The following is a 23,439-nucleotide window of genomic DNA, read 5'->3' on the forward strand; positions in this document are numbered from 1 at the left end:
ACCCTCACCCGACGGCGGCCAACGCCGCGGCGAACCGCTCGAGTTCCGCAGGCGTGACGTCGACGTGCGGGGATGCCCGCAGCACGGGTGCCGTCATCTCGAACGGAGCCCGCTGCGCGTCGGCGTAGGTGGTGATGATCCGGTCTTCGGCGATCAACCGCTTGCGCACCTCCTGAGGGTCGGCGCCGTTGAGCGGCGCAAGCGTGGTGATCGCCGTCGGCTCGTCGCGCGGCTCGATTACCCGCCATCCCTTGACGCCGGCCAAAGCGTCGCGGGTCATCGCCCCCACCTCCGCCAGCCGGGTCCGGACCCGCTCCGGCCCGTGTGCGAGGTGCTCTCCCAGCGCGATCGAGAAGCCTACGCGGGCAGCGATATTCGCCTCCCCGTGCTCCAAGCGTGAGAGCACGGGCAGCGGCAGGTTCCACTCCGGCGGCGGCAACCGGGGCCGCAGCCGCTGCGCGAGCTCGCGATGGACCGCTAGAAAACCAACGCCCCGCGGACCCGCGATCCACTTGCGCGACGAACCGTAGATCGCCGCCGGCGTGACCGCGCAGTCGAGATGACCGAGCGCCTGGGCGGCGTCGACGACCAGCGGCACACCGAGGTCCGCGCATGTGACGGCCAGCGCCGAGAGCGGTTGGGCGAGCCCGCGGTGACTGGCCAGCGCCGTCAGGTGCACCAGGGCGGGCGGATCGTCGGCAAGGTCGCGGGCGGCCGCCTCCGGGTCGAGCCGGCCGTCGCCGTCGGCGGGCAACGCGCGCACGGCGAAACCGTTGGCCGCCATGATCGCCAGGTTCGGGCCGTACTCACCCGGCAGACACGCCAGCGTGCGGGGGCCGGGCCAGGCGCTCAGCAGCAGGTCCAGCGCGTTGTTCGCTCCGGTGGTGAACACGATGTCGCTGGCTGTCAGCCCGGTCAGGGCGCCGAGCGCGGCGCGGCCCGCGTCGAGCGCCGGCGTGGCGGCCTCGGCGGCGACGTAACCGCCGACCTCGGCTTCGTGGCGCGCGTGCTGGGCGGCCGCCTCGATGGCCGCAAGGCTCTGGCGGGAGCAGGCGCCGCTGTCCAGGTGCACTCCGGCGACCGCCGGGCGGGCCGACCGCCACTGATGTGCGAGGCTCATTTCGTCGACAGCGACAGCCCGAAGTCGCCGGCGGCGTCGGTCCACCAATGCGTCATCCGCAGCCCTGCCGCGGCGAGTTCGGCCTGGACGCCCTCGGGCCGGAACTTGCACGACACCTCGGTCAGCATCGCCTCACCGGCGGCGAACTCGACGGTCAGTTCGAGGTCGCGGACACGGATCCGCTGCGCTTCGGTGGCGCGCAGCCACATCTCGATACGTTCGTCGTCAGCGTTCCAGCGCGCCACATGCTCGAACATGTCCAGATCGAAATCGGCGCCGAGTTCACGGTTCACGACCGCCAGCACGTTGCGGTTGAAGCGTGCGGTCACGCCCGCGCTGTCGTCGTAGGCGCGCACCAGGCGGTCGGTGTCCTTCACCAGGTCGGTACCCAGCACGAGGCTGTCACCGGGTTGCAGTGTCTCGGACAGGGCCGCCAGGAACTCGGCACGCGGACCGGCGGTGAGGTTGCCGATCGTCGAGCCCAGAAACGCGACAAGACGACGTCCGCGGCGGGGGATCTGGTCGAGGTGCTCCTCGAAATCGCCGCACACGGCGTCGATCTCGAGTCCGGGGTATTCGTCCTGAAGCGCCGCGCCCGCGGCGGCGAGCACGCTCGCGTCGACGTCGAATGGGATGAACCGCCGAAGCGCGCCGGTGTCGTGCAGGGCGTCGAGCAGCAGGCGGGTCTTCTCCGATGTACCGCTGCCCAGTTCGACCAACGTGTCCGCACCGGATGCCGCGGCGATCTCGGCCGCCCGGTCCCGCAGGATCTCGGCCTCGGCGCGGGTCGGATAGTACTCGGGCAGCCGCGTGATCTGATCGAACAGGTCGCTGCCGACGGAGTCGTAGAACCACTTGGGCGGCAACGACTTCGGTGACGAGGTCAGTCCTTCGAGCACATCGCGACGCAGCGCGGTCGCGGCCGAGTCGGCGGACAGGTGGTTGGACAACGACAGCGTGCCCGCGCGATCGGCTCCCCGCTGGACTGTCATCAGGATCCCTTCAGTTCGAGCAGGTGCACGCCGGAGGGCGAAACCTCGACAAGGTGCCGATCCGGGATCTCCTGCCAGGCCGGGTCGTCGTCGTACGGTTCACTGGCCAGGACGACGCCGTCGGAACGGCGTAAGACCGACAGTGTGTCGCGCCAAGTGGTCGCGAGCAGACGTGTTCCGTTGCCCGCCAATATGTTCAGCCGCGCATTCGGATCGGCCGCGGCCACCTCGGTGATGGTCTCTCCTAGCGAGTCCAGCCCGCGGTCGAAGATCAGCGCCGCGAGCAGGGCGCTGTCGTTGGTCGACTCGGCGCGGGGGGACAGCGGCAGGACCACGCGATCGACCAGGCCGTTGTGGGAGAGCAGCCAGTGCCCGTCGGAGAACGGCGCGGCCGCCGTCGCCTCGATCGGCATGCCGACGCTCGCCGACCGAACCGCCGCGACGACGCAACCGCTGCGCAGGGCCGGCGCGACCGAGGCGAGCGAAGCGTCACCCCACATCGGCGTCGCGCTGCGCCACCGGCGGGGGGTCGGTCCGTCGAAGAAGCCGACGCCCCAGCCGTCGGCGTTCATCAGGCCGTGCTTCTGGCGGCGCGGTGAATAGGACTGCACCAGAAGCCCGTTGGCGGGGTCGAGGATCAGCGACGCCACCGAGACCGGTTCACCGAGCCACCCGAGGTGCCTGCACATCAAGAAGTCTCTCTTCGCGCAAGCGGCTCATCGTCAGCATTCTCTCTTCGCGCAAGCGGCTCATCGTCGACGTCCCAGGCCAGTCGCACGCCGGAGAAGATCTGGCGGCGGATGGGGTGGTCCCAGTTGCGGAAGCTGGGCCGCAGGATGCTGGATGCGACCGCCCACGACCCGCCGCGCAAGACCTTGTAGTCGCCGTCGAAGAAGGGCTGTGAGTAGCGCTCGTAGATCATCGGTGTGAATCCCGGCCAGGGTCGCAGCGGCGACGTCGTCCACTCCCACACGTCGCCGAGCATCTGTTCGGCGCCGTAAGCGGAGGCGCCGGCCGGATACGCGCCGACGGGGGCGGGGCGCAGCGCATCTCCGCCGAGGTTGGCCAGTGCGGTGGTGGGTTCGCTTGTGCCCCAAGGATAACGGCGGCGCGCGCCGACGGTCGGGTCCCAGGCACACGCCTTCTCCCATTCCACTTCGGTGGGCAGTCGGGCGCCCGCCCATGCCGCGTACGCCTCGGCTTCGAAGAACGTGACGTGCTGGACCGGCTCGGTGTCGGGGATCTCCTCGACGTGGCCGAACCGGGTGCGCGTGCCGTCCGGATTCCAGAACTGCGGCACCCGAAGACCCGCTTCGGTCCGGTGCTTCCAACCGCGGTCCGACCACCACCGGGGTTCGTCGTATCCGCCGTCGTCGATGAACCGGCGCCACTCGCCGTTGGTCACCGGGACGCGACCGATGCGGAAGGCAGGAACGTCGACGGTGTGCGCCGGCCGTTCGTTGTCCAGTGAAAAGGGCTCGGTGGCGGCGTCGACACCGAGCACGAACTCGCCGCCGGGCACCAGCACCGACGTGCCGGCCACCTCGGGACGGCCTTCGGGGAGCGGGATTCCGGGCTCGAGCAGCGGCGGCCCGCTGCGGAGGTTCAGCGCCTGCAACATGGTTTCGTCGTGCTGGTTCTCGTGGCTGATGACCAGCCCGAAGGCGAATCCGGGATCATCCTCGGGCAGCGCGTCCAACGTGTCGAGCGCCTTGTTCCGCACGGTCGCGCAGTAGGTCCTGGCGTCCGATGGCGGCAGCAGCGGGAGGTTCACGCGGCTGGCTCGCGAGTTGACGAACGCGTCGTAGAGGCGTTCGACCTCGGGACGCAACATCCCCGGCCGGTCCGGGTTGCCGTCGCGCAGCAACCACAGCTCCTCCTGCTGCCCGATGTGCGCGAGATCCCACACCAGCGGGCTCATCAGGGGGCTGTACTGGCGGCCCAGCTCGGCGTCGTCGAAGTCGACGAGCCGCAAGGTGCGCCCGCGTGCCGTGGTCAGTTCGCGCGCGATGATTCCGCGTGGCGTCACAGTTCCCCTCGTGCCAGTTGCGTGACCGCGGCCGCGATCCCGTGTCGTGCGGCGCGCTCGCCGAAATCGTCGGCCGGACACCGTCCCTGCTCGACCGAACGCAACAGCTGCTGCATCGATTCCTCGAGCTCGGCCGGGGCTCGTTCGGCGGCCGCCTGCACACACCGTTCGGCGGCGGCCCGCAACCGCGGATCGGCCAGGCCGACGCGGGCCGCCTGGTCCCATTCGGTGGCGACGGGTTCGGTGGCCTCGGCGGCGAGGTCGGCGGCCGCCGGGTCGTCGAGGAGGGTGACGAGCGTGAACGCGACCGCTGGCCAGACCGCGTCCGGCGCGCTGTCCAGATAGCGGATCTCGAGCCACTGGCGCGGCCGCACCGGCGGAAACAACGTCGTCAGGTGGTATTCGAGATCGGCCACGGTGGGACGGCGCGCCCCGAGCTCGACGCGTCCGTCGGCCCAGTCAGCGAACGGCACCCATTCGGAGACCGGTTCGGCGTCGGCATCGGCATGGTTGACGAGCATCACCGGCGCTTTGAGCGCATAGTGCGCCCAGTCGCTGGCGGGGTCGTCGCCGATCTCACCGAGGACGGGCCCGCAGCGGGCGGAATCCAGTTGGCTCCAGACACGTTGGCGCGACGACTGCCACCCGGAGGCCTCTGCGCTGAGCAGCGGCGAATTCGCAGCGATCGCGACCATCGTCGGCCCGAGCGCGTGGGCGAGCCGCACCCGGTCCGCCCAGCCCTCTCGGGGGCCTGCATCGAGGTTGATCTGCACCGAGGCCGTCGACGTCATCATCGCCGCGCCCGCAGCCGCGGTACCGCTCGCGGTGAAGAACGCCTCCATCGCCCGGTAGCGCGCGCCCGGATTGACCCGTTCGGGTGGTCGCAACGGGTCCGCCCCCAGCAGCACCAGCCCGAACCCGGCGCGCGCGAACGCCGCGCGCAGCACGGCGCGGTCGGCGATCATGGCGTCGATCGCGCCGAGCGGACCCGCAAGCGGTGGCCCGGACAACTCGACGGCGCCGCCGGGCTCGACGGTGATCCTGCTGCTTCCGGGCAGCGGCGGTAGGTCGGCGATGATCGCGGTGAGCTCAGCCCACGCGGGCCTGCGCATGGGATCGGTCAGATCGAAGCAGTGCGCCTCGATCTCGAGTCCCACCTGCCCTACCGGACCGTCGCGCAGACATCCGTCGGCAACCCGGCGAGCAGCGGCGTCGGCGCTGGTCAGCTGGATGGATCCGGCCGGCGGCGGGTGCGCGTCCTCCACCTCGGACGTGATGGTGAAAGTCATTCCAACCATCCCCTTCCGGGAGTGGACCGCTCGCCCCCTTCAACCATCTTCCAGACGTGACCGACAAAGTCTCGCGTTTTTTGGATGACGCTTTCGTTACGCGAACCCGAACACCACTTCCGGCTACTGCCCGAGTGTGTTCTGCATCGCCCCTGCCAGTGCGTTCACCGCGGGCCCGCCGTTGCCGGACTGGCAGACCTTGGCTTGCAGCAAAACGTTTTCGCGTTTGCGTGTAGTGGTGAAGCAGCGGCGATCCGTACCCGCCTCCTGCTTGACCCAGTCGGCGTCCGTCGCCGAGGCGGGCCCACCGGTGAAGGTCCACACCTGGGTCGTGAAATTGTCCAGGTGCATCGCGGTGGTCTGACCGTTACAGCCGACCGTACGGTCGACGACGCGATGGAAGGCTCGGTCGGCGGCGTCGGCGGTCGCGAACACGCCGACCGCCTGTTTGATCAGATGCGTCGCATCGGTGGGCGACTCCTGGGTCACCGCACCGTTGAACGACGCGAGGTCCGGGTCGGCGTAGACGTCGGGTAGACCGACGTCTGCCCAGTTGTTGCACGCCGGATTGTCGACCGAGAAGGTCTGCACCGGTTCGGTGAACAACGACTCGAATCGCATTGTGGCGCCGACGATGTTGCCCACGGAGCCCTTCGGCAGCACGGCGTAGTTCACCACGCCCGGATCCGAAGGGCGCGCCGAGGCGAGGCCGGCGGGCGCCACCATCGACAAGCCGATGACCACGCCGACGCTCGCTGCGGCGACCGCCCGCATCGATCAGACCTTCGCGGACAACTTGACTTCGATGTTGCCGCGTGTGGCCTTCGAGTAGGGGCAGAAGTCGTGCGCCTTGGCCATCAGGTCGTCGGCCACGCTCTGCTCGAGGCCCGGCAGGTAGCCGATCAGGTGGGCCGTGAGCCCGAAGCCGCCGTCGGAGTCAGGACCGAAGCCGACCTGCGCGGTGATCGAGGTGGCTTCGTCGATGTCGATCTTGTTGTTGCGGGCCTGCAACCGCAGCGCGCCGAGGAAGCATGCCGCGTAACCCGACGAGAACAGCAGTTCGGGGTTCACGCCCTCGCCGCTACCGCCGAGTTCCTTGGGCGGACGGGTATCGAGATCGATCTTGCCGTCGGAGGACCGGACGTGGCCGTCGCGGCCGCCTCCCGACGCGGTGGACTCTGCGGTGTACTTGACCTCAATGCTCATGGGCTCGATCATGCCAGCCCACGCGCAGACGGCAAGACACCCGTCTCCTGCACCTCAATCGGCCCTGGTGTGCACGCAGATCGATGAAAAACCGCATACCGGCCAAAATCTCGATCTGAGTGCACACCAGATGCAACCGTGCCGTCGACGAGACTCCGTGGCGCAGAGTCGACTCGGGATCGTTACGGGCGGGCCGGCGCGGACGTGGTCGGCGCCTCTGGCGACTGCGGCGGCGCGGGCGGCTGGAACCGCGGCCCCTGCGAGTTGCCCGGTCCGCCGAAGGGGGGCCGGCCGAACTCCCCGCCCGGCCCCATCGGGAACCCCGGCGGCGGGCCACGGTGGAAGATCGCGGTACCGCGGTCGTGGCCGCCGTGATGGCCGCCGCGGTGATGCCCGCCGGAGTGCGCTCCGAGGATGAATCCGGAGAAGAAGATCACTGCGACGATGAACACGACACCGGCGACGATGCCGACCCAGGCCGCCGCGGCGCCGAGCCTCGAGCGGCGCGGAGCGACGGGATCCTGCTCAGGTGTTGCGACCACGGGGGTGGTGGCCGGTTCGGGTGTTTCGGTCATGCCTGACATCATGCGAGCCGTTTCGATGAGCCCGTCATGTGCCACCTATGAGCTGGCTGTGGAAACCCCGATTGACATCCGGCGATGTGCGCGAATAGTTTCGACTACACGCGTTGTCAGTCTGGCTTGAAGGGAATCGCGACGATGCAGCGTCCTATCCCGACGCGTCACCCGGAGCGACCACGCCCGGTGCCTGCCAGCATCCGCGTCATGGCCAAGGCGATGGGCATCGGCGAGCCGACACCGCAGCAGTGGCGCCGGCTGGGCGAGCGGTTGACGGTCGGCGACGAACCGGTGGACCGCCTCGTCGAATGGATGTCGACCGTCGGCGTCAAACAGACACGTCCGTTGTTCGACAGGGCACTGACCCACGGCATCGATGGGGTACCCGACGCTCCGGAGCCGCTGCGCGAGTTCTTCACGGCCGTGGAGGAGCTTCCGGCCTGGGTCGACCAGGAGACGCTGCGCCGAGGACAACGCGCGCTGCGTCGCGGCGGCGCCGACGGTATGTACGTAGCCCGTGACGTGTCGCTTCTCGGCGGCTACCAGTTCTCGGGTTTCAACAAGACGCTGCTGCGCACCGGAGCCCTCGAGAAGGGCTCGAACAAGCGCTTCGCCGAGACGATGCAGTGGGCGATGGACGTCATCTCCGAAGGCGGCCTCGAGTATCTGGGCGCCGGCTACCGATCCACCCTCCGGGTGCGGCTGATCCACGGGCTCGTGCGCAAGCATGTGGCCGCGATGCCGGATTGGCGCGCCGACGAGTGGGGCGTCCCGATCAACCAGACCGATATGGCGGCGACGCTGATCGGCGCCCTGGTCGCGCCCGCCGTGGGTGTCATGGGGATGGGAATCGTGTTGCGGCCGAAAGAGTATGAGGCCGTCGCTCACCTGACCCGCTATGTCGGCTGGTTGATGGGCGTGGAGGACGAGTGGCTGCCGCGTAGTTTCCGCGACAGCATCCGGGTGCTTTATCACACACTCGGGGCGCTGGCGGAGCCTGACGAGTCGTCGAAACAGCTGGCGGTTCCGATGGCCGACGACCCACTGATCTGGCGCTACGACACCATGCCCGTCATTCGGCGTCGCATCGCTCGGGCGCAACACCTTTCGGTCACCAGCGGCTTCCTCGGCCCTCGGACCATGCGCGCGCTGGGTCTGCGTCCACACGTGCCGTGGTATCCCGTGCTGCGCCTGCCGGTGAACCTGACCCGCAGCATTGCCGCGATCGCGCTGCCCGGAGGCATCGACCGCGCAGCCGACCGCGGCGACCGCGAGCACCAGGTGTTGATGCGCACGATCATCGGTGATGCCGGCGCCACCATCGGTGAATCGGCGCAGCACGTCGGCACCGTCGCCTGAATCCTCAGCGCCAGTTGCGGAATGCGGTCATCAGCTTGTCGCGGAAGGCCGGATCGAGATCGTCACCGACGTTGCTCAGGATCGTGATGGTCGCCCGGAACTGTTGCAGGTAGTTCACGCAACCGTCGCAGTCGAGCAGGTGCATGTCGAAGCGGGCGCGGGTTTCGGGATCCAACGACCCGTCGAGGTATGCGGTGACCAGTTCGACGAGTTCGTTGCAGTCCATGGATCCGAAACTCATGATTCCTCCGACAGGTAGGCCTCGAGCGCTTGCCGGACCGCGGCGCGGCCGCGGTGCAGAAGGACCCGCTGATTGGCGACGGTGATGTCGAGCAGTTCCGTCACTTCCCTCGATTCGAACCCGTACACGTCGCGCAGGGTGACGACGGTGCGTTGTCTGTCGGGCAGTCGGTCGAGCTCACGTCGCGCGACGCTGAGCATCTCGCCGGCCAGCACCGACCCCTCCGGGGTTTCCGGGAACGGCGCGGGTGTCGCGTCGGCTCGCCAGTGCCCGGGCCAGCGGTCGTCGGAGCCGCGAAACCGAACCGCTTCCACCGTAGCGCCCGTGAACGCGGCGAATTCGGCGTCGCTGGTCTGTCGTTCGCGTAACCCCCGCTTCTTGGCGGTGTTGATCAGAATCGTGAAAAGCCATGTGCGCAAGCTCGATCGGGACTCGAACCCGTCGATGCCCTTGAGCAGAGCGATCCAGGTTTCCTGCACCACGTCCTCGGCGGCCTCCTGGGTCGCGACGTACCCGCGCGCGATCCGCAACATGGCCGGTGAGTGTCGTTCGACCAGTAGGGCGAAAGCGCTCTCGTCGCCCGCCTTCAGCGCGGTGACGAGCGCGCCTTCGTCTTCGGCGACGGCCCTCATCCTGCAGCGAGGGTAACTCCGCGTTGCCGTGCGGCGCGCACGGAATCGGCCAGTGTCCACAGCGACGAACCGAGCAGAACCACGTCCTTGATCAGGAATTGTCCGGTCGTCGACAGCATCGGGAAGCCGCCGGCCGCTTCCTCACCTATGCCGGGCGTGGTGAACAGGAAGCTGATCGTGGCGACGAACAGCACGACGGCCACCACGCTGCCGAGCGCCGAGATGCGCGGCCACCACGGTTTCACGGCGAGCAGCACGGCCGCTCCGACCTCGAGCACGCCTAGCAGCGCCGAGAACGTCGTCACGGAGAAGATTCCGTAGAGCCACCCCATGAACGGGCTGTTGGCGACCAGCGGTTCGATGCCGTACGCCTCGTGCGAGGTGAACTTCATCAGGCCGATCCAGCCGATGACGAGCACGAGGCCGTAGCGCAGGACCAGGCCCGCCGCGGTGTTGATCTTCGATTCGTTCGACTCACTCGTCGCGATGGTGAGCGCATCCCTGATGGCGGTCATGACACTTCCTTCGGCTTCGGACGACAGCGCTTTCGCTGCCGTATGGAAGTGAGTGGTCGTACAGCGCCTGACCGTTACAGCGGTTTGAACGGGTTGACCGCGAACCCGTTTCAGGCGTTCGGTACGGCCGACGCTCCTCGCGCATGGTTGCATGGGGTGGTGACCCAAGGGCGAGGACACCTCTACGGAAAGTCGGCGGTAGTCACCGGCGCGGCGTCAGGCATCGGGCGGGCTACCGCCGAGTTGTTCGCGCGCGAGGGGGCGCGCCTGACCGCAACCGATATTCAGAGCGAACCGCTGCTGGAATTGGCAGACGAACTGCGTCAAAACGGCGCGGAGGTGGAAACGGTCGTCGGCGACGTCTCGGTCGAGGAGGATGCCCGGCGCATGATCCGGGCAGCGGTCGACCGATTCGGGCGGCTTGACGTCTTGGTCGCCAACGCCGGAATCATTCCGCTCGGCGATGCGACGGAGATGACCGCCGCCGATTGGGACGAGGTGATGGCCATCGACGGGCGCGGCATGTTTCTCACCTGCAAATTTGCGATCGAGGCGATGGTGCCCGCCGGCGGCGGCGCGATCGTCTGCATCTCGTCGATCTCGGGGCTCGCCGGGCAGAAACGGCAGGCGGCCTACGGCCCCGCCAAGTTCGTCGCGACCGGCCTGACCAAACACCTGGCGGTCGAGTGGGCCGACCGCCGCATACGGGTCAACGCCGTTGCTCCCGGCACGATTCGCACCGAGCGGGTCAAGCGTCTGCCGGAGGAGCCGGGCGGTTCGGAATATCTAGCGGAGATCGAGCGGATGCACCCGATGGGCCGTATCGGCGAACCCGCCGAAGTCGCCAACGCCATCGCCTTCCTCGCCTCCGACGACGCCTCCTTCATCACCGGCGCCGTGCTGCCAGTCGATGGCGGATTCCTAGCGCAGTAGCGTGCGGACAGACTGACTAGGGCTTGAACGGGTTGACCGCGAACTGAATCACCCGATACGGCGACCCGCCGCGCGGTCCGGTGTTCCACTGGCTGACGAACACCCGCACCTCATCGAGCGTCGAACCCGGCGAGATGTACCCGCCGTACGGTTGGGCCAGGCGGTTGCTCTCCGGCGGCCCGAGGTGGTCCGTCGGGTCCGGCCACTCGGAGGCGACGACGACGGTGGTCACCGGCGCGGCGCCCAGGCCGGTCGGATCGTTGGCCACCCGCATCTCCATGTTGCCGGTGGTGGCGTTGAAGTACGACAGCACGGTCTTGCCGTCGATCTGCCGGATGCTCATCTCGCCGACCGCGTCCGGCCACAGCGGCGTCGGAGCCTGCCCCCAACCCGAATCGGCAGACCAGCCTTGCCAACTCGACCGGTCCTCGAACTCCTGGGGCGTGGCGCGGTACAGCACCAGCGGCGCGCTGCGGTCGAAGTTGTTGGCCACGATGTAGACCCAGCCGGTCTCCGAGTCCGACCGCGGGATCGGGTCGTAGTAGCCGCTGATCTGCGACTGCCTGCCCTCGGCGTAGGACGCCGGGCGCTCCGAGTCGGGCAGCGTCGGCCAATTGCTCTGTGAGGGATCGGCTTTGACCAGCCGAGAGGTCTGCGGCACCAGTTCCCGCACGGTCGTGACCATCAGGTAGTTCTGCCGGTTGATCTGTACGACGCCCGCGGGCAGTTGCGACATGCCCTCGGGCGTCGGATCGGCCAGCAGCGGTCGGTCGGTTCCGGTCACACCGTCGTAGCGCACACCGCCGGGGTCGTCGATCGACTCCGTCTCGACATGCAAGGCGATCGGCGAGAACCATCCGCCGTAGCCGACGCCCTGCCCCGCGAAGCTGTCACCGCAGACCTGCAGGATGCCACTGGGAAACTCCATGAACTCACACAGATCCGTGGCGCCGATACCGTAATCGCGTGTCGGAGTTCCGGTTCCGGCCGTCGGGCCGATCCGGATCACCTGCCCGGGCGCCAGCGGCGGCAGCACCGGGTCGGGGATCGGCGCGGGCTGGGCGGCGGCAACACCGACGGCCGAAACGGCGCTCCAGCAGACAAAGATCGAGAGCAGGCCTGCTGCAATGCAGTTTCGGCGCAAGGCGGCGTCAGAGTTCGGCGGCCAGCAGCTCGGCGATCTGAATCGTGTTGAGCGCCGCGCCCTTGCGCAGGTTGTCGCCGGAGACGAACAACGCCAGCCCGCGGCCGTCAGGCACACCGGGGTCCTGGCGGATCCGGCCGACCAGCGAGTCGTCCACCCCTGCCGCGGCCAACGGTGTCGGCACATCCACCAACGTCACGCCCGGCGCCGCGCCCAGCAACTCGTTAGCCCGCTGCACCGAAAGTGGTTGCGAGAACTCGAGGTTGAGCGACAGCGAATGCCCCGTGTACACCGGAACGCGTACACAGGTTCCGCTGACGGCCAGGTCCGGGATGCCGAGGATCTTGCGGCTCTCGTTGCGCAGCTTCTGGTCCTCATCGGTCTCACCGGAGCCGTCGTCGACATAGGAACCGGCCAGTGGGACCACGTTGAACGCGATCGGGGCCACGTACTTCGATGGCTCGGGGAAATCCAGCGCCGAACCGTCGGCCACCAGGTCGCGGCTGTTGCCGACGACCGCACTGGCCTGACCGAACAACTCCTCGACGCCGGCGACGCCGCTGCCCGACACCGCCTGATACGTCGAGGCGATCATCCGCACCAGGCCCGCATCGTCATGCAACGGCTTGAGTACCGGCATCGCGGCCATCGTCGTGCAGTTCGGGTTCGCGATGATGCCCTTCTTGAGGGTCACGCCTCGCACGTCGCGGGCAAAGTTCACCTCGCTGACCACCAGCGGCACGTCCGGGTCCTTGCGCCACGCCGACGAGTTGTCGACCACGACGGCACCGGCCTCGGCGAACCGCGGCGCCTGCACGCGCGACATCGTCGCGCCAGCGGAGAACAACGCGATGTCCAGACCGGAGGGGTCGGCGGTCGCGGCGTCCTCGACCTCGATTTCCTGCCCCCGGAACGACAACTTCTTGCCCTGCGAGCGCGCGGACGCGAAGAACCGCACGTCGGTCGCCGGAAAGTTGCGCTCCTCCAACAACGTCCGCATCACCTGGCCGACCTGACCGGTCGCGCCTACCACTCCGATGGAGAGCCGATCGCGCGCCATCTAACGCCCCGTCCCCGCGTAGACGACGGCCTGCTCGTCGCCGCCGAGGCCGAACGCCTCGTGCAGCGCGGCGACCGCCTTGTCCAGATCGGTGTCCTTGACCAGCACCGAGATCCGGATCTCGGACGTGGAGATCAGGTCGATGTTCACCCCGACCGAAGCCAACGTCTCGCAGAACTTGGCGGTCACCCCGGGATGGCTCTTCATTCCGGCACCCACCAGCGAGACCTTGCCGATGTGGTCGTCGTAGAGCACACCGGTGAACCCGATCTCACCCTGGCGCGAGGTCAGCTTTTCGACCGCCGCCGGGCCGTTGTCGCGCGGGCACGTGAACGTGATGTCGGTCTTGCCGTCCTCGACCTTGGAGATGTTCTGCAGCACCATGTCGATGTTGATGTCGGCATCGGCGACCGCGCGGAACACCTTGGCGGCGTAGCCCGGCACGTCGGGGATGCCGACGACCGTCACCTTGGCCTCGCTGCGGTCGTGTGCGACTCCGGTCAGAATGGCGTCTTCCACGGGAATGTCCTCCATCGATCCGGTCACCAGGGTGCCGGGGTTGTCCGAGTATGACGAGCGCACGCGGATCGGCACGTGATAGCGCCGGGCGTACTCCACGCAGCGCAGCATCAGCACCTTCGCCCCGCAGGCGGCCATCTCGAGCATCTCTTCGAAGCTGATCTGGTCGAGGTGGCGCGCGTTGGGCACGATCCGGGGGTCGGCGGTGAAGATGCCGTCGACGTCGGTGTAGATCTCGCAGACATCGGCCTTCAGCGCCGCGGCCAGCGCGACGGCCGTGGTGTCCGGGCCGCCCCGACCCAGCGTCGTAACGTCCTTGCTGTCCTGGCTGACCCCCTGGAATCCGGCGACCAGCACGATCACACCCTGATCGAGCGCGTCACGCAGCCGGCCGGGGGTGACGTCGATGATCTTGGCGTTGCCGTGGATGCCGGTGGTGATGACGCCGGCCTGCGATCCGGTGAACGACCGCGCATGCGCACCCAGGGAGTGGATGGCCATCGCGACCAGCGCGTTGGAGATCCGCTCACCGGCGGTGAGCAGCATGTCCATCTCGCGCGGGGGCGGCACCGGGCACACCTGGTTGGCCAGGTCGAGCAGGTCGTCGGTGGTGTCGCCCATCGCCGAGACGACCACGACCACATCGTTGCCCTGCTTCTTCGTCTCGACGATCCGCTCGGCGACGCGGCGGATCCGCTCGGCGTCGGCGACCGAGGATCCGCCGTACTTCTGCACGACGAGCGCCACTGAACAAGCCTTTCAAGTGCTGGGAAGGATCCCAACAAGGATAAGGGCTGCGGCGAATCGATTTCTTCCGGCCGTGACGGCCCTCCCGGAACCGCGGGCTATCAGGCCACCGGAAGGAAGGTGAACGGTTCGGCCCGCTCGAAGGCGGAGCTGGCGTCACCGGCGTAGATCGTCTTCTCGCCCTCGCCGAGTGGCAGCCGCAGCGTCGGGGCGCCCGGCGAGAAGTCGAGGTTGCCCAATTCGACCCAGAACGTGTTCGGCGAGAGCGCCGACTCGAAGAAGTACCGCAGCGCCTTGTGGTCGACGACCGTGCGCCAGCGAGTGGTCGAGATGTTCGGCTCCTCCGGCGTCGAGATGCCGTACGGCACCGACGCGTTGCGCACGACGCTGAACACCGTCGCGGCGGCCAGCAGCGGATCGTCGGTCTTGGGGACCGCCTCGATGTAGAACGACGCCCGCACGAACCGGTCAGCGGCGCGGTTCGTCCCCGGCAGCATCACGGTGCCGCCGATCTGCTTCCAGTACTCGTCGATGGCGAGCTGCTTGTCGAAGGTCGGCGAGTTCGTCATCACCCGGTAGTCGCGGCTGTGATGGATGACCTGCTCGCCGTCGATGTACTCGACGATCGCGCTGTCGCCGCTCGCGTCGGACATCGCCAGGTGCAGCGTCGCCATCCGCTCCTCGCCGGGCACCTGCGCGGTGGCCACCCGCAGCGGGGTCGCGCGCAACGCCTGCACGGCCTCGGCCACCGTCGCGAAGTTGTCGAGCACGTACTGCCCCCACAGCGCCAACGAGACCGCCGGGCCCGCGGCGGTCGCGTCGGGGTACTGCGATTCGGCCAGCCACAGCAGGTTGACCGCGAGACCGGCCTCGTTCACGCCGTCGGTCGTGCTGATGTCGTAACCGCTGGCCACCACGCTGCCGTACTTGGACGTCCACTCGGCGGAGTTCGGGCCGGCCTGCCCGGTGCGGTGGACGCCGCGCGGCAGCGCCCACAGGTTCGTTTGGATCTCCGACTTCCAGTCCATGGAGCGGCCGGTGATGTTGCGGTTATCGGTTCCGAGATAGACGACGCGCGTGCACATGATGAGCGATCTTATGAGGCGCTAGGTCTTACAGGCCTCGGACAGCTCGGCGAGCTTGCGCCGGATCTGGGTGTCGAGCGCAGACATCTCGTAGAAAACCTGCGGGGGCGGCGCACCCGGTGCGCGGGACTGGGTCTCGGCGCGTGCCTTCGGCATCTTCTGGACGAACTGTCCCGCGAGGTCGGCCACCTCCACCGCGGTGAACCGCAGTTCCGGGGTGTCGATGTTGCGCGCGCGTTCGGACAGGCCGTCGGCCCACTGCTGGTAGGCGATTTCCTCGGCCTGGGTCGGCGGACCCTCGGCGCCTTCGCTCTTGGCGTTGATCAAATCGTTCTGCTGCTTGTTGAACTCGAGCAGGTCGAGGACGGGACGGCATTCCTCGGGCGGTTTCTGCAGAGAGCTGTAGACCAACGCCACGAACGCGATCGCCACGACAGCGATCGCGATCCACCATCGCCGGTCAAGAGTCATCACTGCTTGCACTCTAGCCATGCGGCGGATTCTTAACGCACGCGCAACATGAGGAGCCGGTCCACGTAACAGAAACACCGGTTACTGACAGTGAACGGCTCCGACGTGGGCCGCATCACTTCAGGAGATGGTTAATGGATACAGGAACCACGGCGTTCATGCTGTGTTGCATCATCGCGCTCACGCTGATGATCCCCGGTCTCGCGCTCTTCTACGGCGGCATGGTGTCGGTCAAGAGCTCGACCAACATGATGATGATGACCTTCGGCGCCGCCGCGCTCGTCGGCGTCCTCTGGGTGCTGTTCGGCTTCTCGATGGTGTTCGGCACGTCCTACGGCGGATTCATCGGGAGCTTCACCGAATTCGACGGGATGACCGACCTGACCGAGGCGATGACGACCGTCGACGGCCTGCCGATCAGTTTGTTCGCGTTGTTCCAGGCCCTGTTCGCCGCCATCACGGTCGCGCTCGTCTCCGGTGCGGCCGCCGACCGGATGAAGTTCAGCGCATGGATGGTGTTCGCCGCGCTGTGGGCCGTGCTGGTGTACTTCCCCGCCGCACACTGGGTGTTCGCGTTCGACGGTGTGGTGACCGAGGATTCGGTCGGCGGCTGGATCGCCAACAAGCTCGGCGCGCTCGACTTCGCCGGTGGTACCGCGGTGCACATCAACGCGGGCGCCGCGGCGCTGGCCGTCGCGATCGTGCTCGGCCGCTCCGCACTGTTCGGAAGCCGCAAGCCCCACAACGTTCCGCTGACGCTGCTCGGCGCGGGCCTGCTGTGGGCCGGTTGGTATGCGTTCAACGGCGGTTCGGCCCTGTCCGCGGGCACCTCGGCCGCGATCGTCATGGTCACGACGTTCGTCGCGACGTGCGCCGCGACGCTGGCCTGGCTGACGTTCGAGAAGATCAAGACCGGTCACGTCACCGGTGTCGGCGCCGCCTCCGGCGCGATCACCGGCCTGGTCGCGATCACCCCGGCCTGCGGTTCGGTCACCCCGGTCGGCGCGATCTGCGTCGGCGCCATCGCGGGTGCGGTGTGCGTCTACGCCGTCGGGCTCAAGGACCGGTTCGGCTACGACGACAGCCTCGACGTGGTCGGCGTGCACCTCGTCGGTGGCCTGATCGGGACGCTGCTGATCGGCTTCTTCGCCAGCGAGGCGATGCCCGGCGCCACCAACGGCCTGTTCTACGGCGGCGGCCTCGAGCAGCTGTGGAAGCAGGCGGTCGCCGCGGGCGCGGTCATGGCGTACTCGTTCGTCGTGGCCTACATCATCGCCTTCGCGATCAAGAAGACGATGGGCATCCGCATCTCGCCGGACGAGGAAGAGACCGGCATCGACGCCAAGTTCCACCGCGACTCGGCGTACGCACTGCAGCCCGCCTGACCCGAAACCGGCCGGCGCGGCGCCCCTTTGCCGCGCCGGCCATTTCGGATCTATCGAGTTTCCTTCTACGACACAGCGATTCACTACAGAAGACAGGTTCGGAAGAATGTCCAAAGATCTGGCCACCCTGGCCGAGGAGTCCGGGACCAAGTTCATCCTCGCGCTGTTCGTCGACCTGCGCGGAAAGCCCTGCGCCAAGCTGGTTCCCGTCGAGGCGGTCGACCTGCTCGCCACCGAGGGCGTCGGATTCGCCGGCTACGCCGTCGGGGCGATTGGCCAGGAACCCAAAGACCCTGACATGATGGCGATTCCGGATGTCGACTCGTTCACCCCCATCCCGTTCATCAAGGACGGACTGGCGATCGTGCACTGCGATCCGCACGTGGAGGGCGCGCCGTGGCCGTACGCGCCGCGCGTCATCCTCAAGGCGCTGATCCAGCAGGCCGCCGACGCCGGCTTCGAACCGTGGGTCGGCGCGGAGGTCGAGTACTTTCTGCTGCGCCGCACCCCAGACGGCGGGCTGTGCACCGCGGACGCCGCCGACACCGCCGCGCAACCCTGCTACGACGCGCGCGGCGTCACCCGGATGTACGACCATCTCACCGCGATCTCGACGGCGATGAACCAGCTGGGCTGGTCCAACTACGCCAATGATCACGAGGACGGCAACGGTCAGTTCGAGCAGAACTTCGAGTTCGCCGACGCACTCACCACCGCCGATCGCGTCGTGACGCTGCGCTATCTGCTCTCGACCATCGCCGCCGAGCGCGGCATGGTCGCGACCTTCATGCCCAAACCGTTCGCCGATCGCACGGGCAGCGGACTGCATCTGCACCTGTCGCTGACCAGTGCGGGAAGGCCGGTCTTCCCCGCCGATACCGACGAGCGCGGCCTCGGACTGTCCGAGACGGCCTATGCGTTCCTCGGTGGAATCCTCGAGCACGCGTGCGCTCTGCAGGCCGTGGTCGCCCCGACGGTCAACTCCTACAAGCGAACGCGTGCCACCACGACAGCGTCGGGGGCGTCCTGGTCGCCGAACGCCCCGAGCTACGGGGGCAACGACCGCACCCACTACATCCGGGTGCCCGACGCCCAGCGCATCGAACTGCGCGGCAGCGACGGGTCGGCCAACCCGTATCTCGCGATCGCGGGCACGTTGGGCGCCGGGCTGGACGGCATCAAACGCAGCACCGACCCTGGACCCGTTGGCGGCCAGCATCGTTCACCGCTGCCCGCGACGCTGCTGCACGCGGTTGACGAGCTCGAGTGCGACCCGGTGATCGCGGGTGTGCTGGACGCCTCGGGTGGCGGGGTGGCGGCTTACTTCGCCAACCTCAAGCGCGACGAGTTCTTCGCCTATCACAGCGCGGTCACCACCTGGGAGATCGACAACTACCTGACCGCGTTCTGACAAGGAGCTCACCGATGTGCGGAATCGTGGGGCTGCATCTGCGCAACCCCGACCTGTATCCCCGACTCGGGGAACTGCTCACCGACATGCTCTGCGAAATGGGCGACCGCGGTTCGGATTCCGCGGGGATCGCGGTCTACGGCGACCCGACGCTGTCTCCGCCTGGCACGAGCTGTGTCTCGGTCCTCGAAACCGAGCCGACGGCCGCGGCCATCGGTATGGACGTCAGCGTGGCGCGGTACGACGCGACATATCTCGTCACGGCGAAGGTGCCCGCGGAGACACTGCACGACGCCGTGCGGGCGGCCTATCCCGACGCACTGATCGCCGGGTTCGGCGCCGACCTCGCCGTGCTCAAGGGCGTGGGACATCCGCGGACACTGACCGAGAACTGGAACCTGACCAAGGCGCAGGGCTGGCAGGGCGTCGGCCACACCCGGATGGCGACGGAGTCGGCGGTGACGCCCGCTGGATGCCACCCGTATGCGGTCGGACCCGAGCAGTGCATGGTGCACAACGGATCGTTCGCCAACTACGCGACAATCCGACGCGAACTGCGCGCTGCGGGCGTGCGTTTCGACAGCGAGAACGACACCGAGGTCGGCGCCCGGTTCATCGCGAGCCGCCTCGCCGAGGGCCGCGACGTACAGACCGCGCTGAAGGAGCTGTGCGAGGCGTTCGACGGCTTCTACACACTGCTGGTCTCCAACCGCGACTCGTTCGCCGTCGTGCGTGACGCCATCGCATGTAAACCCGCCGTCATCGCCGAGACCGCCGACTGGGTGGCGATGGCCAGCGAATACCGCGCGCTGGCCGGTCTACCCGGCGTCGGTGCGGCCAAGATCTGGGAACCCGAGCCGGAGGTGGTCTACGCATGGACACGCTAGTGGGATACGACCTGGCCACCACCCCCCTGCGCGAGGTCAACGCCGCACTGCACGCGCCGGGACTGTCCGGTGACTTCGTGATCGCCAATCCCGCAGGGGCACACAACGTCGCGGTCGGGCTCGACGCGCCGGTACGGGTGACGATCGACGGCCACGTCGGGTACTACGCCGCGGGCATGAACCAGCGGGCCGAGGTGACCGTCAACGGCAACGCGGGAACCGGCGTCGCCGAGAACATGATGAGCGGCGTCGTCCACGTCAAGGGTGACGCTTCACAGTCGGCGGGCGCCACGGCGCACGGGGGCCTTCTGGTCATCGACGGCAACGCTGCCGCGCGGTGCGGTATCTCGATGAAAGGGGTGGACATCGTGGTGGGCGGCGACATCGGCCACATGAGCGCGTTCATGGCACAGGCGGGTCGCCTCGTCGTGCGCGGGAATGCCGGTGAAGCGCTCGGGGATTCGATATACGAGGCCCGGATCTACGTGCGCGGCGAGGTCGCGTCGCTCGGCGCCGACTGCGTCACCAAGCCGATGCGGCCCGAACACCATCAGGAGCTGCGAGAGCTGTTGGCCGCGGCCGGATTCGACGACGACACAGATGCGTACACCCGCTACGGGTCGGCGCGCTCCCTCTACCACTTCCACATCGACAACGCATCGAGCTACTGATGAACACCTGGGCCCTTCGCGAATCCGCGACCTTCGACCGCACCACGATCGCCGCCATCCAGCGCGCGGCCGAAACCGGCATCTACGACATCCGCGGCTGGGGCGCCAAGCGACCGCTGCCGCACTTCGACGACCTCTTGTTCCTCGGCGCGTCGATGTCGCGTTATCCACTGGAGGGATACCGCGAACGATGCGGCACCGACGTGGTGCTCGGCGATCGTCACGCCAAACACCCGCTGCACCTGGACATCCCGGTCACGATCGCGGGGATGTCGTTCGGCGCGCTGAGCGGACCCGCCAAGGAGGCGCTCGGCCGCGGCGCCAGCGAGGTCGGCACGTCGACCACCACCGGCGACGGCGGCATGACCCCCGAGGAGCGCGGCCAGAGCAAGTACCTGGTCTATCAGTACCTTCCGTCGCGGTACGGCATGAATCCCGACGATCTGCGCAAGGCCGACGCGATCGAGGTGGTGCTCGGCCAGGGCGCCAAGCCCGGCGGCGGTGGAATGTTGTTGGGCCAGAAGATCTCACCGCGCGTCGCGGCCATGCGCACGCTGCCCGAGGGCATCGACCAGCGCTCCGCGTGCCGGCATCCGGACTGGACCGGTCCGGACGACCTGACGATCAAGATCAACGAGTTGCGCGAGCTCACCGACTGGGAGAAACCGATCTACGTCAAGGTCGGCGCCACCCGCACCTACTACGACGTCAAGCTCGCGGTCCACGCCGGCGCCGACGTGGTCGTCGTCGACGGGATGCAGGGCGGCACCGCGGCCACCCAGGAGGTGTTCATCGAACACGTCGGCATCCCGACGCTAGCGGCCGTACCGGAGGCGGTTCGGGCGCTGCAGGAGCTCGGGGTGCACCGTCGCGTGCAGCTGATCGTATCGGGCGGCATCCGCACCGGCGCCGACGTCGCCAAGGCGCTCGCGTTGGGCGCCGACGCCGTGGCCATCGGCACCGCGGCGTTGATCGCGTTGGGCGACAACCACCCTCGCTACGCGGCCGAGTACGAGAGACTGGGAAGCGCCGCCGGCTTCTTCGACGACTTCCAGGACGGCACCGACCCGGCGGGCATCAGCACGCAGGATCCGGAGTTGGCGGCACGGTTCGATCCGATCGAAGGCGGCCGCCGGCTGGCCAACTACCTGCGGGTGCTGACGATGGAGGCCCAGACCATCGCCCGGGCGTGCGGTAAGGCCCACGTGTGCCACCTCGAGCCGGAGGACCTGGTCGCGGTCACGATCGAGGCGGCCGCGATGGCGCGCGTGCCGCTGGCGGGCACGAACTGGATCCCCGGCTCATGACCACGGCGGATGTGGTGATCATCGGGGGCGGCATCGAGGGCGCCGCCGCGGCATGGGCGCTCAGCCAACGCGGCGTCACCGATGTCGTTGTGCTGGAACGTAATACCGTCGCCTCCGGGATGACCGGCAAGTCGAGCGGCATCGTCCGCTGCCATTACGGGGTCAGCTCGCTTGCGGCGATGGCCGCCGTCGGGCTGGAGGTGTTCGAGAAAGCCGAGGAGATCTTCGGCAGCGACATCGGTTTCCGGCAGACCGGCTACGTCGTCGGTGTCGGCGCCCAGGACGTCGACGCGCTGCGCAAAAGCCTTGCCGCACAACGCTCCGTCGGGGTACAGACCGAGGAGATCGACGCCGACGAGGTCGCGCGGATGTGGCCGTGGGCCGACCTGTCGCCGTTCGCCGCGTTCGGCTGGGAATCCCGCGGCGGATACGGCGACGCCTACCAGACCGCGCAGGCGTTCGCGGCGTCGGCGCGCGCCGCGGGGGTGCGGATCCGGCAGGGTGTCGCGGCGACCGCGCTGGTGCTCGACGGCGACCGCGTGACCGGTGTGCGCACCGCCGACGGCGACACGGTGTCGGCAGGCACCGTCGTCGTCGCCACCGGCGTGTGGACACGACCGCTCCTCGCGCCGTACGGCCTCGACGTGCCGATCCGGGTGGTGCGCGAGCAGATCGTGCTGATCTCCCCCGGCGTGGACGTGGGTCCGGTGCCGGTGTTCTCCGATCTGGTCTCGTTGCAGTACGTGCGCCCGGAACTCGGCGGCGAGATCCTCTTCGGCAACAGCGACCTGTCCGATCCCGAGGACGTCGACCCCGACGCGTACTCCAACCGGGCGACGGAGGCGTTCGTGGACCTGACCGTCGACCGGGTCGGGACTCGGTTCCCGGGCTTCCCCGACGCGGCCATCACGAGCAGCTACGCGGGTTGTTACGACGCCACCCCCGACTGGAATCCGGTGATCAGCGCCACGGGAATCGTTGGGCTGGTGGTGGCGGCCGGATTCAGCGGGCACGGCTTCAAGATCGCGCCTGCCGTCGGCCGGCTCGTGGCCGACCTGGTCGTCGACGGACGCAGCAGCGATCCGCGGATCCCCGAGACCGACTTCCGGCTGTCGCGCTTCGCCGACGGCGACCTGCTGACGAGCCCGCATCCCTATGTCGGCGCGGGTCAGATGCGATGATTCCCGACAGGAAACATGTCTGACGTACCGCTGCTCCGCAACAGATCCGGCACCGCCCGCGACCGCGATCCGCAGGCGCCTGTCGAGGAGCTCGAGATCGAGGCGGCCATCGGGCGCAACGTTCGGCAGATCCGCCTGCAGCAGGGGCTCACCGTCGCCGAGATGGCCGCACGGGTCGGCATCTCCAAGGCCATGATGAGCAAGATCGAGAACGCGCAGACGTCATGCAGCCTGAGCACGCTGGCGCTGCTGGCGACGGGCCTCGACGTGCCGGTGACCAGCCTGTTCCGCGGCGCCGACGTCGAACGCCCGGCCGCGTTCGTCAAAGCCGGCACCGGCGCGCGCATCGTGCGCGAGGGCACCCGCGAGGGCCATGAGTACCAGCTGCTCGGCTCGCTGCGCGGCGAACACAAGCGGCTGGAATGCCTGCAGGTGACGCTGTCGGAGAAGAGCCAGACCTACCCGTTGTTCCAGCACCCGGGCACCGAGTTCATCTACGTCCTCGAAGGCGTCATGGACTACAGCCACAGCCGCTCGGTCTATCGCCTGCATCCCGGCGATTCCCTGCAGTTCGACGGGGAGGGCGCACACGGACCGGTGGACCTGATCGAGCTGCCGATCCGGTTCCTGTCGGTGATCGCGTTCCCCGACTCACAGGTCTGACCCCTCGCGGCTGC

Annotated in this window: 25 protein-coding genes; 9 read left to right on the plus strand and 16 right to left on the minus strand. The window is 68.2% G+C overall.

Translation table 11 applies throughout. From position 1 onward, the window contains the following. Positions 1-4 precede the first annotated feature (4 nt). From egtE to A5752_RS22785, 8 genes are all read right to left on the minus strand, one after another. Complete coding sequence (egtE, locus tag A5752_RS22750; protein ID WP_067090561.1) at positions 5-1,120, minus strand: ergothioneine biosynthesis PLP-dependent enzyme EgtE; 1,116 nt, start codon at positions 1,118-1,120, stop codon at positions 5-7. Next, complete coding sequence (gene egtD, locus A5752_RS22755) at positions 1,117-2,112, minus strand: L-histidine N(alpha)-methyltransferase (protein ID WP_067090563.1); 996 nt, start codon at positions 2,110-2,112, stop codon at positions 1,117-1,119. Before egtD ends, egtE begins: the two co-directional genes overlap by 4 nt. After that, entirely contained in the window at positions 2,112-2,801 is a 690-nt protein-coding gene (gene egtC / locus A5752_RS22760; RefSeq protein WP_067090566.1) for an ergothioneine biosynthesis protein EgtC, read from the minus strand. Before egtC ends, egtD begins: the two co-directional genes overlap by 1 nt. Further along, positions 2,801-4,141, minus strand: coding sequence for an ergothioneine biosynthesis protein EgtB (gene egtB, locus A5752_RS22765; protein ID WP_082964024.1), 1,341 nt, complete (start codon positions 4,139-4,141; stop codon positions 2,801-2,803). Before egtB ends, egtC begins: the two co-directional genes overlap by 1 nt. Then, positions 4,138-5,430, minus strand: a complete 1,293-nt coding sequence (gene egtA, locus A5752_RS22770; RefSeq protein WP_067090634.1) for an ergothioneine biosynthesis glutamate--cysteine ligase EgtA — start codon at positions 5,428-5,430, stop codon at positions 4,138-4,140. Before egtA ends, egtB begins: the two co-directional genes overlap by 4 nt. Before the next feature lie 123 nt (positions 5,431-5,553). Next, a complete protein-coding gene (locus A5752_RS27585; protein WP_067090567.1) occupies positions 5,554-6,204 on the minus strand; it encodes a sensor domain-containing protein in 651 nt (216 codons plus the stop codon). Between the two features lie 3 nt (positions 6,205-6,207). After that, positions 6,208-6,636 (minus strand): organic hydroperoxide resistance protein, encoded by a 429-nt coding sequence (locus A5752_RS27590; protein ID WP_172798191.1) that lies wholly within the window; start codon positions 6,634-6,636, stop codon positions 6,208-6,210. 182 nt (positions 6,637-6,818) lie between these two features. Then, entirely contained in the window at positions 6,819-7,211 is a 393-nt protein-coding gene (locus tag A5752_RS22785; protein ID WP_231983488.1) for a hypothetical protein, read from the minus strand. Positions 7,212-7,355: 144 nt separating this feature from the next. Between A5752_RS22785 and A5752_RS22790 the strand changes: the two genes are divergently transcribed. After that, the gene (locus A5752_RS22790) at positions 7,356-8,573 is read left to right on the plus strand and encodes an oxygenase MpaB family protein (RefSeq protein ID WP_067090636.1); all 1,218 of its coding nucleotides are present in this window, start codon (positions 7,356-7,358) and stop codon (positions 8,571-8,573) included. Between the two features lie 4 nt (positions 8,574-8,577). Here A5752_RS22790 and A5752_RS22795 read toward each other — a convergent pair whose 3' ends face one another. Genes A5752_RS22795 through A5752_RS22805 form a run of 3 tightly spaced genes read right to left on the minus strand, consistent with a single transcriptional unit; the run spans position 8,578 to position 9,961 of the window. Continuing rightward, positions 8,578-8,814, minus strand: a complete 237-nt coding sequence (locus tag A5752_RS22795) for an anti-sigma factor family protein (protein WP_197500707.1) — start codon at positions 8,812-8,814, stop codon at positions 8,578-8,580. Next, positions 8,811-9,446, minus strand: coding sequence for an RNA polymerase sigma factor (locus A5752_RS22800; protein ID WP_067090575.1), 636 nt, complete (start codon positions 9,444-9,446; stop codon positions 8,811-8,813). Before A5752_RS22800 ends, A5752_RS22795 begins: the two co-directional genes overlap by 4 nt. Beyond that, positions 9,443-9,961 carry a YkgB family protein gene (locus A5752_RS22805; protein ID WP_067090578.1) on the minus strand — a complete coding sequence of 173 codons (519 nt, stop codon included), beginning with the start codon at positions 9,959-9,961 and terminating at the stop codon, positions 9,443-9,445. The genes A5752_RS22800 and A5752_RS22805 overlap by 4 nt, the downstream gene beginning before the upstream one ends. 159 nt (positions 9,962-10,120) lie before the next feature. Here A5752_RS22805 and A5752_RS22810 point away from each other — a divergent pair, with 159 nt between their 5' ends. Then, positions 10,121-10,894, plus strand: coding sequence for an SDR family NAD(P)-dependent oxidoreductase (locus A5752_RS22810; protein WP_067090639.1), 774 nt, complete (start codon positions 10,121-10,123; stop codon positions 10,892-10,894). Between the two features lie 16 nt (positions 10,895-10,910). On the opposite strand, the gene A5752_RS22815 is transcribed toward A5752_RS22810, so the two are convergent. From A5752_RS22815 to A5752_RS22835, 5 genes are all read right to left on the minus strand, one after another. After that, on the minus strand, positions 10,911-12,011 hold the full coding sequence (locus A5752_RS22815; protein WP_067090642.1) for a DUF4185 domain-containing protein: 1,101 nt from the start codon (positions 12,009-12,011) through the stop codon (positions 10,911-10,913). A 34-nt stretch (positions 12,012-12,045) separates the two neighbouring features. Then, positions 12,046-13,098: an aspartate-semialdehyde dehydrogenase gene (locus A5752_RS22820; RefSeq protein WP_067090581.1), complete on the minus strand. Its 1,053-nt coding sequence runs from the start codon at positions 13,096-13,098 to the stop codon at positions 12,046-12,048. Further along, positions 13,099-14,364, minus strand: a complete 1,266-nt coding sequence (locus A5752_RS22825; RefSeq protein WP_067090584.1) for an aspartate kinase — start codon at positions 14,362-14,364, stop codon at positions 13,099-13,101. 101 nt (positions 14,365-14,465) lie between these two features. Then, complete coding sequence (locus A5752_RS22830; protein ID WP_067090587.1) at positions 14,466-15,449, minus strand: linear amide C-N hydrolase; 984 nt, start codon at positions 15,447-15,449, stop codon at positions 14,466-14,468. A 21-nt stretch (positions 15,450-15,470) separates the two neighbouring features. Then, positions 15,471-15,920 (minus strand): hypothetical protein, encoded by a 450-nt coding sequence (locus A5752_RS22835; protein WP_067090590.1) that lies wholly within the window; start codon positions 15,918-15,920, stop codon positions 15,471-15,473. 134 nt (positions 15,921-16,054) lie between these two features. Between A5752_RS22835 and A5752_RS22840 the strand changes: the two genes are divergently transcribed. From A5752_RS22840 to A5752_RS22870, 7 genes are all read left to right on the plus strand, one after another. Then, positions 16,055-17,305, plus strand: a complete 1,251-nt coding sequence (locus A5752_RS22840; RefSeq protein ID WP_067090592.1) for an ammonium transporter — start codon at positions 16,055-16,057, stop codon at positions 17,303-17,305. A gap of 106 nt (positions 17,306-17,411) precedes the next feature. Further along, positions 17,412-18,716 carry a type III glutamate--ammonia ligase gene (gene glnT, locus A5752_RS22845; RefSeq protein WP_067090595.1) on the plus strand — a complete coding sequence of 435 codons (1,305 nt, stop codon included), beginning with the start codon at positions 17,412-17,414 and terminating at the stop codon, positions 18,714-18,716. Between the two features lie 14 nt (positions 18,717-18,730). Then, entirely contained in the window at positions 18,731-19,603 is an 873-nt protein-coding gene (locus tag A5752_RS22850; protein ID WP_067090598.1) for a class II glutamine amidotransferase domain-containing protein, read from the plus strand. Further along, complete coding sequence (locus A5752_RS22855; protein ID WP_067090601.1) at positions 19,591-20,274, plus strand: GltB/FmdC/FwdC-like GXGXG domain-containing protein; 684 nt, start codon at positions 19,591-19,593, stop codon at positions 20,272-20,274. The genes A5752_RS22850 and A5752_RS22855 overlap by 13 nt, the downstream gene beginning before the upstream one ends. After that, positions 20,274-21,581 (plus strand): FMN-binding glutamate synthase family protein, encoded by a 1,308-nt coding sequence (locus A5752_RS22860; protein WP_067090604.1) that lies wholly within the window; start codon positions 20,274-20,276, stop codon positions 21,579-21,581. The genes A5752_RS22855 and A5752_RS22860 overlap by 1 nt, the downstream gene beginning before the upstream one ends. Beyond that, positions 21,578-22,762 (plus strand): NAD(P)/FAD-dependent oxidoreductase, encoded by a 1,185-nt coding sequence (locus tag A5752_RS22865; RefSeq protein WP_067090607.1) that lies wholly within the window; start codon positions 21,578-21,580, stop codon positions 22,760-22,762. The genes A5752_RS22860 and A5752_RS22865 overlap by 4 nt, the downstream gene beginning before the upstream one ends. Before the next feature lie 15 nt (positions 22,763-22,777). Then, complete coding sequence (locus tag A5752_RS22870; protein WP_067090609.1) at positions 22,778-23,425, plus strand: helix-turn-helix domain-containing protein; 648 nt, start codon at positions 22,778-22,780, stop codon at positions 23,423-23,425. Positions 23,426-23,439 lie beyond the last annotated feature (14 nt).

The sequence above is a fragment of the Mycobacterium sp. 852002-51961_SCH5331710 genome (assembly GCF_001665535.1).
Classification (GTDB): Bacteria; Actinomycetota; Actinomycetes; order Mycobacteriales; family Mycobacteriaceae; genus Mycobacterium.

Bases quoted from the DNA above. Each gene is read 5' to 3' on its own strand.
- egtE (WP_067090561.1), bottom strand. From the start codon at position 1,120: ATGAGCCTCGCACATCAGTGGCGGTCGGCCCGCCCGGCGGTCGCCGGA.
- egtD (WP_067090563.1), bottom strand. From the start codon at position 2,112: ATGACAGTCCAGCGGGGAGCCGATCGCGCGGGCACGCTGTCGTTGTCC.
- egtC (WP_067090566.1), bottom strand. From the start codon at position 2,801: ATGTGCAGGCACCTCGGGTGGCTCGGTGAACCGGTCTCGGTGGCGTCG.
- egtA (WP_067090634.1), bottom strand. From the start codon at position 5,430: ATGACTTTCACCATCACGTCCGAGGTGGAGGACGCGCACCCGCCGCCG.
- A5752_RS27585 (WP_067090567.1), bottom strand. From the start codon at position 6,204: ATGCGGGCGGTCGCCGCAGCGAGCGTCGGCGTGGTCATCGGCTTGTCG.
- A5752_RS27590 (WP_172798191.1), bottom strand. From the start codon at position 6,636: ATGAGCATTGAGGTCAAGTACACCGCAGAGTCCACCGCGTCGGGAGGC.
- A5752_RS22785 (WP_231983488.1), bottom strand. From the start codon at position 7,211: ATGACCGAAACACCCGAACCGGCCACCACCCCCGTGGTCGCAACACCT.
- A5752_RS22790 (WP_067090636.1), top strand. From the start codon at position 7,356: ATGCAGCGTCCTATCCCGACGCGTCACCCGGAGCGACCACGCCCGGTG.
- A5752_RS22795 (WP_197500707.1), bottom strand. From the start codon at position 8,814: ATGAGTTTCGGATCCATGGACTGCAACGAACTCGTCGAACTGGTCACC.
- A5752_RS22800 (WP_067090575.1), bottom strand. From the start codon at position 9,446: ATGAGGGCCGTCGCCGAAGACGAAGGCGCGCTCGTCACCGCGCTGAAG.
- A5752_RS22805 (WP_067090578.1), bottom strand. From the start codon at position 9,961: ATGACCGCCATCAGGGATGCGCTCACCATCGCGACGAGTGAGTCGAAC.
- A5752_RS22820 (WP_067090581.1), bottom strand. From the start codon at position 13,098: ATGGCGCGCGATCGGCTCTCCATCGGAGTGGTAGGCGCGACCGGTCAG.
- A5752_RS22830 (WP_067090587.1), bottom strand. From the start codon at position 15,449: ATGTGCACGCGCGTCGTCTATCTCGGAACCGATAACCGCAACATCACC.
- A5752_RS22835 (WP_067090590.1), bottom strand. From the start codon at position 15,920: ATGACTCTTGACCGGCGATGGTGGATCGCGATCGCTGTCGTGGCGATC.
- A5752_RS22840 (WP_067090592.1), top strand. From the start codon at position 16,055: ATGGATACAGGAACCACGGCGTTCATGCTGTGTTGCATCATCGCGCTC.
- glnT (WP_067090595.1), top strand. From the start codon at position 17,412: ATGTCCAAAGATCTGGCCACCCTGGCCGAGGAGTCCGGGACCAAGTTC.
- A5752_RS22850 (WP_067090598.1), top strand. From the start codon at position 18,731: ATGTGCGGAATCGTGGGGCTGCATCTGCGCAACCCCGACCTGTATCCC.
- A5752_RS22855 (WP_067090601.1), top strand. From the start codon at position 19,591: ATGGACACGCTAGTGGGATACGACCTGGCCACCACCCCCCTGCGCGAG.
- A5752_RS22860 (WP_067090604.1), top strand. From the start codon at position 20,274: ATGAACACCTGGGCCCTTCGCGAATCCGCGACCTTCGACCGCACCACG.
- A5752_RS22865 (WP_067090607.1), top strand. From the start codon at position 21,578: ATGACCACGGCGGATGTGGTGATCATCGGGGGCGGCATCGAGGGCGCC.
- A5752_RS22870 (WP_067090609.1), top strand. From the start codon at position 22,778: ATGTCTGACGTACCGCTGCTCCGCAACAGATCCGGCACCGCCCGCGAC.